General features: G+C 48.7%; 20 protein-coding genes. All 20 read left to right on the forward strand.

What is annotated here, in order from left to right; all coding sequences use genetic code 11:
• The first annotated feature begins 32 nt into the window (after positions 1-32).
• The 20 genes from queA to CXB77_RS13910 all read left to right on the forward strand — a co-directional run bounded on the left by queA (position 33) and on the right by CXB77_RS13910 (position 15,328).
• Positions 33-1,073, forward strand: coding sequence for a tRNA preQ1(34) S-adenosylmethionine ribosyltransferase-isomerase QueA (gene queA, locus CXB77_RS13840; RefSeq protein WP_105074363.1), 1,041 nt, complete (start codon positions 33-35; stop codon positions 1,071-1,073).
• A 111-nt stretch (positions 1,074-1,184) separates the two neighbouring features.
• On the forward strand, positions 1,185-1,592 hold the full coding sequence (locus tag CXB77_RS13845) for an H-NS histone family protein (RefSeq protein WP_105074364.1): 408 nt from the start codon (positions 1,185-1,187) through the stop codon (positions 1,590-1,592).
• A 277-nt stretch (positions 1,593-1,869) separates the two neighbouring features.
• Complete coding sequence (locus CXB77_RS13850; protein WP_105074365.1) at positions 1,870-3,162, forward strand: DEAD/DEAH box helicase; 1,293 nt, start codon at positions 1,870-1,872, stop codon at positions 3,160-3,162.
• A gap of 144 nt (positions 3,163-3,306) precedes the next feature.
• Entirely contained in the window at positions 3,307-3,579 is a 273-nt protein-coding gene (locus tag CXB77_RS13855) for an RNA recognition motif domain-containing protein (protein WP_105074768.1), read from the forward strand.
• Positions 3,580-3,695: 116 nt separating this feature from the next.
• Positions 3,696-4,466, forward strand: a complete 771-nt coding sequence (locus CXB77_RS13860; RefSeq protein WP_242445717.1) for a biotin--[acetyl-CoA-carboxylase] ligase — start codon at positions 3,696-3,698, stop codon at positions 4,464-4,466.
• Positions 4,439-4,546 carry a hypothetical protein gene (locus CXB77_RS22130; protein WP_242445812.1) on the forward strand — a complete coding sequence of 36 codons (108 nt, stop codon included), beginning with the start codon at positions 4,439-4,441 and terminating at the stop codon, positions 4,544-4,546. Before CXB77_RS13860 ends, CXB77_RS22130 begins: the two co-directional genes overlap by 28 nt.
• Positions 4,547-4,603: 57 nt before the next feature.
• A complete protein-coding gene (locus tag CXB77_RS22135) occupies positions 4,604-5,275 on the forward strand; it encodes an HDOD domain-containing protein (RefSeq protein WP_242445718.1) in 672 nt (223 codons plus the stop codon).
• Positions 5,257-6,075, forward strand: coding sequence for a hypothetical protein (locus CXB77_RS22140; protein ID WP_242445719.1), 819 nt, complete (start codon positions 5,257-5,259; stop codon positions 6,073-6,075). The genes CXB77_RS22135 and CXB77_RS22140 overlap by 19 nt, the downstream gene beginning before the upstream one ends.
• Positions 6,076-6,289: 214 nt before the next feature.
• Positions 6,290-6,697, forward strand: a complete 408-nt coding sequence (locus CXB77_RS20420) for a hypothetical protein (protein WP_197711068.1) — start codon at positions 6,290-6,292, stop codon at positions 6,695-6,697.
• Positions 6,607-7,764 carry an SNF2-related protein gene (locus CXB77_RS20425; RefSeq protein WP_197711069.1) on the forward strand — a complete coding sequence of 386 codons (1,158 nt, stop codon included), beginning with the start codon at positions 6,607-6,609 and terminating at the stop codon, positions 7,762-7,764. Before CXB77_RS20420 ends, CXB77_RS20425 begins: the two co-directional genes overlap by 91 nt.
• Positions 7,761-8,219 (forward strand): hypothetical protein, encoded by a 459-nt coding sequence (locus CXB77_RS20430; protein WP_197711070.1) that lies wholly within the window; start codon positions 7,761-7,763, stop codon positions 8,217-8,219. Before CXB77_RS20425 ends, CXB77_RS20430 begins: the two co-directional genes overlap by 4 nt.
• Positions 8,207-9,664: a C-terminal helicase domain-containing protein gene (locus CXB77_RS13875; protein ID WP_197711071.1), complete on the forward strand. Its 1,458-nt coding sequence runs from the start codon at positions 8,207-8,209 to the stop codon at positions 9,662-9,664. Before CXB77_RS20430 ends, CXB77_RS13875 begins: the two co-directional genes overlap by 13 nt.
• A gap of 45 nt (positions 9,665-9,709) precedes the next feature.
• Positions 9,710-10,297 (forward strand): Uma2 family endonuclease, encoded by a 588-nt coding sequence (locus tag CXB77_RS13880; protein ID WP_105074367.1) that lies wholly within the window; start codon positions 9,710-9,712, stop codon positions 10,295-10,297.
• Positions 10,298-10,359: 62 nt separating this feature from the next.
• Positions 10,360-10,656: a type II toxin-antitoxin system RelE/ParE family toxin gene (locus tag CXB77_RS13885; protein ID WP_105074368.1), complete on the forward strand. Its 297-nt coding sequence runs from the start codon at positions 10,360-10,362 to the stop codon at positions 10,654-10,656.
• 3 nt (positions 10,657-10,659) lie between these two features.
• Positions 10,660-10,956 (forward strand): addiction module antidote protein, encoded by a 297-nt coding sequence (locus tag CXB77_RS13890; RefSeq protein WP_105074369.1) that lies wholly within the window; start codon positions 10,660-10,662, stop codon positions 10,954-10,956.
• A 44-nt stretch (positions 10,957-11,000) separates the two neighbouring features.
• A complete protein-coding gene (locus tag CXB77_RS13895; RefSeq protein ID WP_105074370.1) occupies positions 11,001-11,486 on the forward strand; it encodes a DUF29 domain-containing protein in 486 nt (161 codons plus the stop codon).
• A gap of 84 nt (positions 11,487-11,570) precedes the next feature.
• Complete coding sequence (locus CXB77_RS19865) at positions 11,571-11,711, forward strand: hypothetical protein (RefSeq protein ID WP_172452680.1); 141 nt, start codon at positions 11,571-11,573, stop codon at positions 11,709-11,711.
• A 112-nt stretch (positions 11,712-11,823) separates the two neighbouring features.
• Positions 11,824-13,518: a DNA methyltransferase gene (locus tag CXB77_RS13900; RefSeq protein ID WP_146108828.1), complete on the forward strand. Its 1,695-nt coding sequence runs from the start codon at positions 11,824-11,826 to the stop codon at positions 13,516-13,518.
• Entirely contained in the window at positions 13,491-15,110 is a 1,620-nt protein-coding gene (locus tag CXB77_RS13905) for an Eco57I restriction-modification methylase domain-containing protein (RefSeq protein WP_146108829.1), read from the forward strand. The genes CXB77_RS13900 and CXB77_RS13905 overlap by 28 nt, the downstream gene beginning before the upstream one ends.
• On the forward strand, positions 15,107-15,328 hold the full coding sequence (locus tag CXB77_RS13910; RefSeq protein WP_105074373.1) for a DUF2283 domain-containing protein: 222 nt from the start codon (positions 15,107-15,109) through the stop codon (positions 15,326-15,328). Before CXB77_RS13905 ends, CXB77_RS13910 begins: the two co-directional genes overlap by 4 nt.
• The last annotated feature ends 150 nt before the right edge of the window (positions 15,329-15,478 follow it).

Consider the following 15,478-nt stretch of genomic DNA (forward strand, 5'->3'; position numbering starts at 1 on the left):
CTGTTATTCAAGGTCATTTCTGATTGAGTGCAATGCGTTTTTCTCGTTCTGATTTTCACTACGACCTCCCTCCTGAGTTGATCGCCCAACACCCGCTGCCCGAACGCGGCGGGTCACGGCTGCTGGTGGTGGAACATTCCGCCGCAGCTCTCCGCGATCTGCAATTTGCCGATTTACCACAACTGCTGCGTCCCCACGATTTGCTGGTGTTCAACAACACTCGCGTCATGCGGGCGCGATTGTTTGGGCGCAAATCCAGCGGCGGGCGCGTGGAACTGCTGATTGAGCGCGTATTAACGCCGCACATCGCACTGGCGCACCTCCGCGCCAGCAAAGCGCCAGCGGCAGGTTCAACGCTGCTGATCGACGGCGTCACGCTGCAAGTGCTGGGGCGCGAGGGCGCGTTATTTCAGTTGCAGTCGCCAGAACTGGCGTTTGCGGAATTGATGGCGCACCACGGACACATTCCCCTGCCACCCTACATTCAGCGCCCGGACACTGCCGCCGATGAAGCGCGTTATCAAACGCTGTACGCCAGTCGTGAAGGCGCAGTCGCCGCGCCAACTGCGGGTTTACATTTCGATGCTGCGATGTTGCAGCGTTTGGATGCGCTCGGCGTGACGCGAGCAGAAGTGACGCTGCATGTCGGCGCTGGCACGTTTCAGCCGGTGCGCGTCGATGATTTAGATCAACACGAAATGCACGCCGAATGGTTGGAAGTGACGGCGCAACTGTGTGCACAGATTGCGGCGACCCGGCAAGTTGGCGGGCGCGTGATTGCGGTGGGCACCACCTCGGTGCGCAGTCTGGAAACTGCGGCGGCGAGCGGTGAACTCAAACCGTATTGCGGTGATAGTCGGTTGTTTATTCGACCGGGTTATCAATTTCAAGTAGTTGACGCGATACTCACTAATTTTCATCTGCCGGAATCGACATTATTGATGTTAGTTGCGGCATTTACGGGTTACGACGCCATGATGAATGCCTATCGTCATGCCGTTGCAGAGCACTATCGTTTCTTCAGTTACGGCGATGCGATGTTCCTTCCGGGCAGGTCAGCCAGATTAAAATAACAATAAGCCTTCTTGACATTTATTTAGAATCGCATAAATTAGAAATAGACGCGGTCATTCTTAACCACGTCATGTTCAAACACCCTTAATCCATTTTTAGGAGTATCGCTCGTGGAGTACGCTAATCTTAGTCTTGAAGAACTGAAGCGCCTGCGTGATGAAACCGAGAACAGACAGGCTGAACTCAATCGTCTTCTCGAAGAACGTCGTCAAGCTGGCAAGGACAATGTCATCCAGCAGATTCGTGATATTATTGAAGGCAATGGCTATTCGTATGACGACATCACGCCATTCATCGCACCCAAAAAGCGTCGTGGTAGAGGGCCAGCTAAAAAACACTCTACTGCCACCCGTCAATACACCCATTACGTTGATCCAGAGAATGCCAAGCACATTTATGTGCGCGGCGTTTTACCACGCTGGATGAAACAAAAGATGCAGGAGCAGGGCTACGATCCGCGCTCTAAAGCCGATCGTGAAGTATTCAAAGCGAATTCGCTAAAAGCGGTTCTGGTTTGACGCTCTTCAGAACGCTTTAACCTGTTTGACTCCCCCGTTTTGTCGTCATGATTTTGGATAATCGATAAAGCGGGGTATTCGATCGAAATTGGTGTTGGCGTTGCTAGCTTTTGAATGGAACATTGCTTACACTGCACTTCTCGCATCACCCGGTCGATGCGTCGTTTTGTGGCTGAATTCCTTTTATTTTCAGGCATCAACCCCAACACAATTCCCTCTTTTCCGCCTAGACCGGCCTCAGTAAATACATTGGGTTAGGCCGGTTTCAGGAGCTTTCATGTCATTTGATTCACTCGGCTTACGAGCCGATTTGTTGCGTGCTGTAGCAACGCAGCGTTATGGTCGTCCGACCCCAATCCAATCTCAAGCAATTCCCGTTATTCTTGCCGGCCATGATTTACTTGCTGGCGCTCAAACTGGCACCGGTAAAACCGCCGCTTTCGTATTACCCTTACTCCAGTTATTAGCTGAAAAAGGTCATCCGCAGCGTCATCCCCGCGCATTAATTTTAACGCCAACCCGTGAGCTTGCGGCGCAGATTGGTGAGCGCGTTCATGCTTATGGTATTCACTTATCACTGCGTTCAACCGTGATTTTCGGTGGCGTTGGAATGCAACCGCAAATCAATCAACTGCGGCGCGGCGTGGATATTTTAGTTGCCACGCCCGGACGTTTGCTTGATCACGCTGGACAACATACGCTGGATTTATCGCGGATTGAAATTCTAGTACTTGACGAAGCTGATCGAATGCTCGACATGGGATTTATTCACGATGTACGACGCATTATCAATCTATTACCAGAACGGCGCCAGAATCTGCTCTTTTCTGCCACCTATTCTGACGACATGCGGCGTTTTTCTGATAATCTGCTCCAGCGTCCGAAATTGATCGAAGTGGCGCGACGGAATACTGCGGCAGAGACGGTTATTCAAACTGCCTATCCAGTTGATAAAGCGCGAAAACGCGATTTGTTAGCACATCTTTTTCATCGTGAAGACTGGCAGCAGGTGTTAGTTTTTACGCGCACTAAAGCCGGCGCAAATCGCTTGGCGGAGCATCTTGGACGCGAAGGTATTGCGGCCACTGCAATTCATGGGAATAAAAGCCAAGCGGCGCGAACACGGGCACTTGATGAATTCAAACGTGGTGCAGTGCGAGCGTTGGTAGCGACGGATATTGCTGCGCGTGGTTTGGATATTGCGCAGTTGCCGCAGGTGGTGAATTTCGAGCTGCCGAACGTGGCTGAAGATTATGTGCACCGCATTGGACGCACTGGACGCGCTGGCGCTGGTGGGCAGGCGTTGTCGCTGGTGAGCCATGATGAAATGGTGTTGCTGAAAGGCATTCAGCGGCTGCTCGGACGGCAGATCACGCTGAATCCAGTGGTGGGTTTTGAGCCGTCATTGACACCACCGCCCAATGATCCTGAACCCGGCGAACGGCGACGCGGGAGCCATGTCGCGGCGAGCGCAGCACCTCGGCGAGCGACTCCCAGTCCTCGTACTGGACAAGGATCGCGGCGTGATGGACAGCGTTCGCGCACAGCTTCACCGCGCAAACCCACTTAAACTGCGTTGTTTCAGCAGTGCTGATAGTATGGCCTGCGAATGTCGTCTCCAGCGGTTGGAGACACAGACTGTCGAATCAGTTGTGCATTGATTTTTCGACCGTTCTCTTTCTCTTCAATGCGCGTTCCATGGAAATTGAATTTGATGAATATCTATGTTGGCAACCTTGCCTACGGCGTGACCCAAGAGGAATTGCGTGACGCCTTCGGTGCTTACGGCGATATCTCCAGCGTGAACCTGATCACTGACAAGTTCACTGGTGATTCCAAAGGGTTTGGCTTCGTCGAAATGCCGAATAACGCCGAGGCGGATGCCGCGATCAAGGGCTTAAACGAAACTCCGCTGAAAGGTCGTAACCTGAAAGTCAATCAGGCCAAGCCACGCGGGGAACGTCCTTCCCGTGGACCGCGCTGGTAAAAACGCCTTCTGCTAGGGCGCGGGTTTTGCCCTAACATTTGATCGATGCCGTCAACAGTGCCTCACCGTTGACGGCATTTTTCTGTCCGCTGTCCTGCCATACTGAAATGCCTATGTTGCCGCATTCCACTTTGCATCCTGCTTCCCAAGCACTAGAACAGCTCAACGCCGAACATATTCACGCCGCTTTATCGACCGCCGGACAAGCGATGCTGGCGCATCTCGTTTGTCATGAGCAACTGGATTCAACCAACGCCGAATTGCTGCGCCAAGCTGCGGCAGGTGCACCTTCACCAGCCGCTTGTCTCGCCGAACGCCAAACTGCGGGGCGCGGACGGCGTGGTCGGGAATGGGTCTCGCCTTTTGGTAATCTGTATCTATCGTTGCTATGGCGATCTCCATTACCCGCCGCAGCGCTCGGTGGCACAAGTTTGGTCGCTGGCGCAGTCACGACAGAAGTTTTGCAGGCATTGGGAGCGCAACATCTCAGTCTTAAATGGCCGAATGATCTGCTATGGCACGGGCAAAAATTAGCCGGGCTGCTGTTGGAAGTCGGCGCAAAATCATCGACCACCAGCACACTCGTCATTGGCATTGGCATCAACCTTCTGACAAGCGCAACGAAAACGGCTTCATCGACCAACCTTGGACGGCGTTGGATCAGGTGCTCGGCGGACAATCAGTCAACCGCAATCTGCTTGCAGCACAACTACTTGATGCGTTATTGCCAGCGTTGGCGCGTTATGAACAGACCGGGCTGGCACCGTTTCTCGACCGCTGGCGCGTTTTCGATCAATGGCTGGGGCAGCCGGTGCAACTGCGCTGCGGCGACCGGCAGATCATCGGCATTTATGCTGGAATTGCTAATGATGGTGCGCTGCGTTTAGACACGATAGACGGTTTACAACAATTTCATGCTGGCGAAGTGAGTTTGCGCAGCATCGCACCGCACACTAATACTGAATAACTGCCTCTAGTATGTTTTAATAAAATCAATTGATTATATTTTAAGCGCATTATTTCTATGAAGATTGAAACCGCTCCGAAAAATCTCGACGAATGGGTCGCATTGATTTGCGAACAAGAAATGCCGGTTTTCGATATGACCGCTCGCAAAGTCATTGCGTTTACCAGCGATGAATTAGCGCCGATTTCGGAATTAGCCAACGTCATTTTGCGCGATGCAGCGTTGACTGCTCGCGTATTGAAATTGGCAAATTCTGTATTTTATAACCCAATGGGCGTGAGCATCAGCACCATTACCCGTTCCGTCGTGGTGCTGGGATTTAATGCAGTGCGTGATATTTGTTTAGCCGTGCGCTTAATTGATGCACTGGTTAAGGGCGCAGCACGCGAACGATTAGGACACGAGCTGGCGCTGGCGCTACACACCGCCACACAAGCACGGGCGCTGGCAAAAAATGACAAATCTTCGGAAGAAATCTTTATTGCTGCATTGTTAATGCGCGTCGGCGAAATGGCGTTTTGGTGTTATAGCGATGAAGTCGGCGAAATGCTGATGCAGCTATACAATCAACCCGGAATGACGCAGGAGCGTGCACAGGAACAAATTCTGGGGTTTCGTCTCAGTCAACTCAGTCGCCGTTTAATTCAAGAATGGCAATTAACCGAACTATTGCAACGCGCATTAGCCAACCTATACAGGCTGATGAACGCTTGCATACCATTCGTTTAGGTCAACAGATTGCGCGTTGTGCTGAGGGTCCCGGCTGGCAATCACCAGAAATGACGCAGCTAATACAACGCATTGCTAAATTAACTGAACGCACATTGGATGAAACGCGAATTAATTTATATCAAGAAGCGCGAGTAGCCAAACAATTGGCATCTGATCTTGGAGCAGATTTTGCGATAAAACATATTCCATCGCCAGATGCAGTCATTCGTGGTGAAGAAGAGCAATTTACTAAAGCAAAATCCTTAGCAAGTAAAGGCATTCCTGATGGCTCGCTGCGCGTTAAAATTTTGCGGGAATTAGGCGTAGTTCTCGATGCCGGTCAATGTGATTTTAATATCATTATGGAATTGGTTTTAGAGGGAATCTATCGCGGTATCGGTGTCGATCGCGTGGTCTTTGCGCTCAGTTCACCGGACAAAAGAATACTTAAAGCGAAATATGCGCTGGGCGAAGATCAAGAAGAAGTGATTAAAGGTTTTCAATTTATCCGTTCGCCAACTGCGCCTGATTTATTATTTCAAACCATGGATCGCAAATTGCCGCGCTGGATTACCGAGAAAGATTATGATGTGTATAAACAATTGATTCCAAACGGCTTAAAGCAATTAGTAGGCTATACACCATTCATGCTTGCGCCAATTGTCGTGCATCATCAGTGCATTGGTTTATTTTATGCTGACCGCGCATTAAGCAATCATCCACTGGATGCCACCTGCTTTGATGATTTCAAGCATTTTGTACATCAAGCAAATATCGGAATTGGTCTTGGCGCATTGCGTCCACGGCAAAAAACCTAACCGCTATTTTTTAATTTAACGCAACGACAAATTTTAGAATTTATCTCTGACGTTGTGATGCTTTTAAGCTGGGCGCTAAATGTAGATTAAGCGGTTATGATGACGGTTTAATTATTCAAACTGCATTCATCGCCATGCCGCGCATTTTCGACAATATCAATCAAAATTTACTGCCCGCGTTACTTGACACTTTAAAGGTCGGTGAGCGGGCAGATTGCTGTGTGGGTTATTTCAATTTGCGCGGCTGGCGACAACTCGCCGATGCAGTTGGAAATTGGGCGGGCGGCGACGGTCATTGCTGTCGGTTGTTGGTCGGAATGCAATCAACGCCGTCCGAGGTTTGCGGCAGGCGCTGCGGCTGGGTCAACACACGCCGCGCATTGATAATCAAATGGTGGTGCAGGAAAAGCGCCGGTTGGCGGAAGAATTCCGGCAGCAATTGACCTTTGGCATTCCGACCAATGCCGATGAAGCGGCACTGCGCCAGCTCGCTCGCCAACTCCGCGCCAGCCAGTTGATCGTTAAAGTGCATTGTCTTATCCGCTCCACGCCAAGCTGTATCTCGTGTATCGCACCGATGCGAATAATCCAATCACCGGTTTTGTCGGCAGCAGCAATTTGACCTTTGCTGGGCTGCAACAGCAGGGCGAATTGAATTTGGATGTGATTGATCACGATGCCTGCTACAAGCTGGCGCATTGGTTTGAAGACCGCTGGGGCGACCGCTGGTGCGTTGATTTATCAAACGAATTGGCGACGCTCATTGAAGAAAGTTGGGCCGCAGATCGGCTGGTGTCGCCTTATCACATTTATCTGCGCATGGCGTGGTATTTGGCGCAGGACGTTCGCGCTGGCATCGCCGAGTTTCGGATTCCGCCTTTGTTTCAACACGTTTTATTGGATTTTCAAGCTGCTGCCGTACAAACCGCAGCGCGTCATCTCAATCAACGCGGCGGCGTGTTGATCGGCGATGTCGTTGGTTTAGGGAAATCGGTGATGGCGACGGCGCTGGCCAAGATTTTCGAGGACGATCACGGCACGGAAACGCTGATCATTTGCCCGAAAAATTTGGTGACGATGTGGGAGCACTACGCGCACCGTTATCAGCTCTGCGCCAAGGTGTTGTCGCTGTCGCGGGTGTTGGCGGAATTGCCAGAAAAAACGCGCCGTTATCGCGTGGTGCTGATTGATGAATCGCACAATTTGCGCAACAAAGACAGTAAACGCTGGCGCGTCATCCGCGACTACATCGAACGCAATGACAGCCGCGTCATTCTGCTGTCCGCTACGCCGTATAACAAAAATTACGGGGACCTCTCGGCGCAACTCGCGCTCTTTCTCAAAGAAGACACGGATTTAGGTATTCGCCCAGAGCGGCTGGTGGCGGCGCTTGGTGGCGAGAAACAATTCAACGAGCAGCATCAATGTTCAGTCCGTTCGCTGGCTGCGTTTGAAAAGAGCGACGATCCAGACGATTGGCGCGATTTGATGCGGCTGTATCTGGTGCGGCGCACCCGCAGCTTCATTATTCAGCACTACGCCGAAAGCGATGAACGCGGGCAATTTCTGCGTTTTCCTGACGGCAGCACATCCTATTTTCCGCAGCGCATTCCGCAAAATGTCGTGTTTCCGATTGACGAGCGCAACGCCAATGATCCTTACGCCGGCTCTATTCGGAAGCAGTGGTGAACACCATCGCGGCGCTGCTGTTGCCGCGTTATGGCTTGAAAAAATATCTCAATGATCCGTTGCCTGCGTTGTCGCTCACCAGCGAGCAGGAACAGATCATCGTGGATTTGTCACGCGCCGGAACGCGATTGATGGGCTTTTGTCGTACTAATTTATTTAAGCGGTTGGAAAGCGCCGGCCCGACGTTTTTATTGTCAATTGAGCGGCATATTCTGCGCAATTTCAGCATGTTACATGCTTTAGAACAGGGTTTAGATGTTCCGCTGGGAACGCAGGAGGCGGTGTGGCTCGATGCTGGTGATGATGATCCTGATGATCCGCAGACGCTGCCGGAGGTTGAGGAAGAAATCCCCCCCAACCCCCCTTTTGCAAAGGGGGGAGTTGAAGAAGTGCCTTGTTCAAAGGAGGGAGACTCAGAAAGCCCCCCTTTGGAAAAGGGGGGTTGGGGGATTTGAATTTAAAAAACCGCGCCGCCGCCATTGATGCCAGTTATCGCAGCACCTACCAAAAACGTTTTCGTTGGTTGCCCAGCGCCTTGTTCAAGCCCGAGCTGGCTGAGGATTTGTTGAAAGATGCGCTGGCGCTGGTGGAGATTTTGACGCAGTGCGGCAACTGGAATCCGCAGCAGGACACCAAGCTGGCGGAATTGGCGCGGCTGATTACCGAGCAGCATCCGCACGATAAATTGCTGATTTTCACCCAGTTTGCAGATACCGCTGCGTATCTCGCCAAACAGTTGCAGGCACGAAACGTCACCCAGTTGGCGCTGGCGACGGGGCAAAGCGCCGATCCCACTGAATTAGCGCGGCGCTTTTCGCCGATCTCAAATGCCGCGACCGTGACGGCAGCCGATGCAGTCCGCGTGTTGATTGCGACCGATGTGCTGTCGGAAGGTCAAAACTTGCAAGACTGCGCCATCGTGGTGAATTACGACCTGCCGTGGGCGATCATTCGGCTGATTCAACGCGCTGGGCGCGTGGATCGCATCGGTCAGCAAGCCGACTGCATCCGCTGTTATTCGTTCGTGCCGGCCGACGGCGTGGAGCGCATTTTGAATTTGCGGCAGCGCGTCCGCGAACGCTTGAATCAAAATGCGGAAGTCGTTGGTTCTGATGAACTCTTTTTTGATGATGACGCAAAAGTGCTGGCGCAGGATCAGGCGCTGCGCGATCTCTATACCGAAAAAAGCGGCATTCTCGATGCCGACCATGATGGTGAGGTCGATCTCGCGTCTTACGCCTTTCAAATCTGGAAAAACGCCACCGCTGCCGATCCGAGTCTGGTCGCCAAAATCGAAAATCTGCCCGCTGTGGTGTACGCGACGAAAGCGCAGCCGCGTCGCATCAATGCACCGCCCGGCGTTTTGGTTTACACCCGCACGCCGCAGGGCAATGACGCGCTGGCGTGGATCGACGACACCGGCGCTGCCGTCACGCAATCGCAATTGACGATTTTGCAGGCTGCCGAATGCACCGCCGACACGGTGGCGCTGCCGCGTGTCGAGCAACATCACGATCTGACTAAACTCGGCATTGCGCATATTCTCAAGGAAGAACAACGGTTTGGCGGTTCGCTGGGTCGCGCCAGCGGTGCTCGCGCCAAAGCCTATGAACGGCTCAAACGCTATCGGTTGAATGTGGGCGACAAGCGCGATTTGTTAATGACGGATGATGAAGTGCGGTGCATGGATCGAACGTTAGAAACGCTATTGCGTTATCCGTTATTTCATAGCGCATTGGATACGCTCAATCGCCAATTGCGCACAGGAATTAGCGATCAACATTTAGTGGATTTGCTATTAAATTTGCAGCGCGATGAACGGCTCTGTGTGACGCATACACTCCCAGAACAGCAGGAGCCGCAATTGATTTGTACGCTGGGATTGTGTGCGCCGGATTGAAGCAATCAACCATTTGGCTTTTTCACTGTAAACGAGTCAATCACCATGACCATTTTACACTCACAAACGACATTAACAGCACAGGAATATCTTGATTGGGAACGCCAACAAGAAATGCGTCACGAATTCATCAATGGTGAAATTTACGCTATGACCGGAGCCAGCCGCAGCCATAATTTAATCTGTAGCAATTTAGTTGCTGCATTGCATTCTCAATTGCGCGGAAAATCCTGTGAAGTGTACGTCAATGACATGCGCGTTAAAGTCAGTATCACTGGCATGTATACCTATCCTGATGTTGTGATTGCCTGCGATAAACCCGCCTTTGAAGATCAGCAAATTGATACACTACTGAATCCACTATTGATTATTGAAGTGTTGTCTCATTCAGCCGAAGGCTATGATCGCGGCGCGAAGTTTTTACATTATCGCAATCTGCCATCGTTGCAGGATTATTTATTAGTTTCCAAGCACGAAATCAGGATTGAACATTACACTCGGCAAGTGGATCATTGCTGGTTATTAACTGAATATCAGCAAAGCGATGAACGCATTGCATTTGATGCGCTGGGTTGCAGTGTGCTGGTGCAGGACGTTTATGAGCGCGTGATGGAACTTTTCATTGAGGTTTAATCTGCTGATTTTATGAATTATGTTGTGTTTTATAATTCTATTTTTGCTCAATGGATCCCTCTATGTTTATCATCAAGCGCACGAATGAGTTTGCTGCTTGGCTCGATGGCTTAAAAGATCGAGAAACTCGTGTTCGGATTAATCGCCGAATTGATCGGGCAAGTCGTGGTCATTTTGGTGATGTCAAGCCGATTAGCGGCGGCATATTTGAAATGCGCGAACATTTTGGTCCCGGTTGGCGAATGTATTATATTCAACGCGGCGCAACATTAATTGTCATGTTGGGTGGTGGAGATAAATCGACGCAACTCGCCGATATTAATAAGGCTGTTCAGTATGCAGCCGCTTTTGAGGAATAAACCATGACGCATAAAATTCCGCTTTCTACTGTGCCTGATTTTGATCCCGCCGAACATCTCAAAGATGAAGAAGATATTGCACTCTATTTAACTTTAGTGCTCGAGGACGGCGATCCATCCGAATTAGCACATGCTTTAGGAGTCGTTGCACGTGCTCGCGGAATGACTGAAATTGCGAAGATATCAGGAATCACTCGTGAAGCATTATTTGCATCATTGCATCTTGATACTCCACCATGTTTTGAGATTATCACTCAGGTGTATCAAGCGTGTGGCGTAAAAATTCCACTGATGCGTTAATCAACTTATCCGCCTAAAAAGCGGAGATTCTTGCGGAGAAATTGATGACTGAACTCAGTATGCTATATGAAAAAGATTATTCTGCTTGGGCACAACGCAATGCTGAATTATTGCGCTCGCGGAATTATGCAGAGTTGGATATTGAACATCTGGTGGAAGAGTTGAGCGATATGAGTAAAACGGAGCGCCGCGAATTGCAGAGCCGTTTGTTAACGCTGCTCGCGCATTTATTAAAATGGGAGTATCAATATCAAACGCTTTCCGAACGCTGGCGTGAATTCGATGGACGCAGTTGGCGTATGACGATCATCGAACAGCGTAAAAAAATTGCGGTGCTATTACGTCAATCACCCGGTCTTCAATCCGTATTAACTGACACCATTGCTGCTGCTTATCCTGATGCAGTTGATTTAGCACATCGGGAAACGCGCTTGCCATTAAAGACTTTTCCGACCAGTTGCCCCTATTCAGTGGCGCAGATTTTTAACGATGATTATCCAATGGATGCGTCAAATACTTCAGAAGAATAAACCGCAGATTGTCAATTAAGCAATTTTGTGCGTTAATGCACATCATTAACGCACCATCATTTTAATTTTTTGAGTATTCACTAAATGGACAAACTCCAAATTGAACGGCTGCGCGATCATCTGCAAAATTTTAATTTTACCGCGTTATTTATTGAAGAACTCGGATGGTCGTATACGCATGACCAGCCGTTTTTGATGACTGCGCAAGGTAATCATTTCAGATAAAAGCGATTGCTGAGATGTCTGGCGTGGTGGCGTTTTTAGTGGACGGTTTGCCAGAGCGTGAGATGCGTTTAGCAATTCATGGGAATTAACAAAGAAGGCGCATGAAAATTTGGTGATTTTTGTCGATCAAATGAATGCAATCACGCAGAGTTTGTGGTTATGGATGCGCCGCGATGAAAAGCGACAATTTCCGCGTGAGCATCTGTATGTGAAAGGACAACCGGGCGATTTGTTTTTATCTAAATTGTCGGGAATTGTGGTTGATATTAATACATTAGATGAGAACGGTCAGTATCCATTGGCGCAATTGCTCGCTCGCATGACTGCGGCATTGGATGTGGAGCGCGTCACCAAGGCTTTTTTTAAGGAATATGCAGCGCAGCGGTTGGTTTTTATTGAGCTGATTGCTGGTGTTACAAATGAAAAAGATCGCGCTTGGCTGGCATCAATTGTGATGAATCGGTTGATGTTTATTTGGTTTTTACAGCGCAAACATTTTCTTGATGGCGGTAATCTCAATTATTTGGTGAATAAGCTGGCAAGCAGTCGTCAACGCGGCGTTGATTTGTTTTACAGCGAGTTTTTACAGGCGTTGTTTTTTGAGGGTTTTGCGTTGCCGAAAGAAAAGCGCAGTGCAAAGACGCAGGCGTTGATTGGGGAGATTCGCTTTTTGAATGGCGGTTTATTTTTGCCGCATCGGTTGGAAATGCAATACAAGGACACGTTGCAAATTCCTGATGCTGCGTTTGAAAATCTGTTTAAGTTATTTTCCAGTTATTCGTGGCATCTGGATGATGCGCCGGGCGGACAGGATAACGAAATCAATCCCGATGTGTTGGGTTATATTTTTGAAAAGTATGTGAATCAAAAGGCGTTCGGTGCATATTATACGCGCCCAGAAATTACCAATTATTTGTGCGAGCGCACGATTCATGGGCTAATTTTGGCGCATTTTAATACAGAACATCCATTTGCTTTGCCAGTAGCGGCTGGGCGCAAGTTTGAGAGTTTGAATGATTTGATTTTGCATTTGGATGTGGATTTATGTCGGGAATTGTTGCAGTTATTGCCTAAGTTAAAATTGCTTGATCCAGCTTGCGGTTCTGGGGCGTTTTTGGTGGCAGCGATGAAAACGCTGATTAACATTTATTCGGCGTTGATTGAGAAAATTAAACAGCTCAATGATCCCGAATTGCTGGCCATTGTGACGCAGTGGGAAACTGCGCATAAAAGTTTGGCGTATTTCATTAAACGCACCATCATCACTGATAATCTATTTGGCGTGGAGATTCACGAGGAGGCAGTTGAAATTGCTAAATTGCGGCTGTTTTTGGCGTTGGTGTCATCGGCGCAGACGGTGGAGCAATTGGAGCCGTTGCCGAACATTGATTTTAATATCGTTGCCGGTAATTCGTTGATTGGGTTAATGCACGTTAACGCCGCTGATTATGAGAAACATGAGAAGATTAAAAATAAGACTGGCGATCTTTTTCGCACTTCAACTTACCGCGAGATGGTGAATGAAAAGAATCGGTTGATTGCGCTGTATCGCGGTGATGATGCAAAAATGAGTAGCGAGGCGCTGGCGACGATTAAATGCGAGATTGAATCCCATAAGGCAGCGGCGCAAGCGGTGTTGAATGAGATTTTATTAAATGCAATGGATCAGGCTGGTGTGCGGTTTGAGCAGGCAAATTGGGATGCAGCCAAGAATAAGATGGGCAAGCCGACGAAGCGCAAATTGCTTATTGCTGATATTGAATCGCTGCGTCCGTTTCATTGGGGTTTGAATTCGATGAGGTATTAGCTCGCGGTGGTTTTGATGCGATGATTACCAATCCGCCGTGGGAAATTGTGAAGCCGAATGCAAAGGAGTTTTTTCAGGAGCATTCAGCGGTGGTGACGAAGAATAAGATGACGATTAAAGAATTCGAGAAGGAACAAGATAAGTTATTAGTTGATGAAGCCGTTCGGGATTTGTGGCTGGCGTATTTATCGACCTTTGCGCATCAATCAGCGTGGTTTCGTGCTGCGCCGCAATTCAAGTTTCAATCGGCAGTGGTGAATGGTAAAAAGACCGGCAGCGACATCAATTTGTATAAGTTATTCGTGGAGCAATGCGCGAATTTGCTGCGCGATGGCGGCGAGTGTGGAATTGTCATTCCGTCGGGAATTTATACCGATTTGGGCGCAAAAGGTTTGCGGGATTTGTTATTCAATCAGAATCAGGTGACGGGTTTATTTTGCTTTGAAAATCGAGAAGAGATTTTTGAGGGCGTCCATCGTAGTTTTAAGTTTGTGGTATTGACGTTTGCAAAGGGTGGTTCAACGATACAATTCCCGGCTGCGTTTATGCGCCATAAAGTAGCAGAATTGGCGACATTCCCAGCGCAGATGGGTTTGCAATTGCCCATTGAATTGATCCGCCGGTTGTCGCCCGATTCGCATTCGGTGATGGAATTCAAAAGTGCAATTGATATGCAAATTGCGGAAAAGATGCTGAAGTTTCCGCTGCTCGGTGAAACGATTGAAGGCACTTGGAATCTGCGTTTAACGAATGAATTTCACATGACCAACGACAGCCATTTATTCAAAACGGAGCCAGGCGCTGGGCGGTTGCCATTATATGAAGGGAAACATTTTCATCAATTTACTGCGGATCATGGACAGCCAAAGTATTGGTTAAACGAAAATGAAGCTCGTTCTGATTTAATTACAGCACGAATAAAACAAGCTAAAAAACTAATTACTGCATCAACGGTTTCTGCTGAAGTAAAACCAGAAATGATGCAGCTTGATTATGAAAGTTATCGACTTGCTTTCCGCGATGTTTCTGCCAGTACAAACGAAAGAACTTTTATTGGAACAATTCTTTCTCCAAATCGATTTTGTCCACATACGGTTAGTTTAGAAAACGTATTTTTTGACTCGATAAAAAATGACAAGATTATTTATAACTGTACAAATATCAATCATCGAGAGCGTATTTTTTTGATTGCCGTATTGAACAGTTTTGTTCTTGATTATTTGTTCCGGCAGCGTGTTACGTCGCATGTCTCTTTTTTCTTTGTATACAATATGCCAATTCCCCGCCTCACTGCAACCGATCCAGCATTTTTGCCGATTGTTCATCGCGCAGCACAGCTCATTTGTATCACGCCAGAATTCGATGAATTGGCAGCGGCGGTTGGTTTAGAATCACATCGTGACGGCGTTAATGATGCAAATGAACGCGCCCAATTACGCGCCGAACTTGACGGGTTAATTGCGCATTTATACGGATTAACGGATGACGAATTCGCGCATATTCTGGCAACCTTTCCATTGGTTGACGAAGCGGTGATTGCAGCGACGCTGGCAGCGTATCGAAACTATGTACACAATGAGAATCGTTTATGAAAATAAGCTATGACTCTGAAATTGACGCGCTGTATATTCGTCTGCTGGAAGGCAGTTGTGAATGTCGAACGTTACGTCTTAACGACGAAGTGGCGCTTAATATCGGTCCCGGTGAAACACTCATTGGCATTGAAATTCTTGATGCTAAACAAATTTTTGGTTCCGACCAATTGCCGAGTATTTCATTAGAAAACATCGGTTATGCGCTGGCATCTTGAGCAATTTTTATGCTGATGCTAATTGACAACAATGTTTAATCAATACGCATCAGCGTAATTGGAGCAGCAGCAGTGAATCTCAACAATTTTATTCAGCGGAAAAATGCGCATGGACGCAGCAGTTTGAGCGTTGATTTGGTCTAACAGTAG

The organism is Chromatium okenii (assembly GCF_002958735.1).
Lineage (GTDB): Bacteria > Pseudomonadota > Gammaproteobacteria > Chromatiales > Chromatiaceae > Chromatium > Chromatium okenii_A.

What these genes read in the sequence shown, in the direction of transcription:
- queA (WP_105074363.1), top strand. Translation starts at nt 33, where the DNA reads ATGCGTTTTTCTCGTTCTGATTTTCACTACGACCTCCCTCCTGAGTTG.
- CXB77_RS13850 (WP_105074365.1), top strand. Translation starts at nt 1,870, where the DNA reads ATGTCATTTGATTCACTCGGCTTACGAGCCGATTTGTTGCGTGCTGTA.
- CXB77_RS13855 (WP_105074768.1), top strand. Translation starts at nt 3,307, where the DNA reads ATGAATATCTATGTTGGCAACCTTGCCTACGGCGTGACCCAAGAGGAA.
- CXB77_RS22135 (WP_242445718.1), top strand. Translation starts at nt 4,604, where the DNA reads ATGAAGATTGAAACCGCTCCGAAAAATCTCGACGAATGGGTCGCATTG.
- CXB77_RS13880 (WP_105074367.1), top strand. Translation starts at nt 9,710, where the DNA reads ATGACCATTTTACACTCACAAACGACATTAACAGCACAGGAATATCTT.
- CXB77_RS13885 (WP_105074368.1), top strand. Translation starts at nt 10,360, where the DNA reads ATGTTTATCATCAAGCGCACGAATGAGTTTGCTGCTTGGCTCGATGGC.
- CXB77_RS13890 (WP_105074369.1), top strand. Translation starts at nt 10,660, where the DNA reads ATGACGCATAAAATTCCGCTTTCTACTGTGCCTGATTTTGATCCCGCC.
- CXB77_RS13895 (WP_105074370.1), top strand. Translation starts at nt 11,001, where the DNA reads ATGACTGAACTCAGTATGCTATATGAAAAAGATTATTCTGCTTGGGCA.
- CXB77_RS19865 (WP_172452680.1), top strand. Translation starts at nt 11,571, where the DNA reads ATGGACAAACTCCAAATTGAACGGCTGCGCGATCATCTGCAAAATTTT.
- CXB77_RS13910 (WP_105074373.1), top strand. Translation starts at nt 15,107, where the DNA reads ATGAAAATAAGCTATGACTCTGAAATTGACGCGCTGTATATTCGTCTG.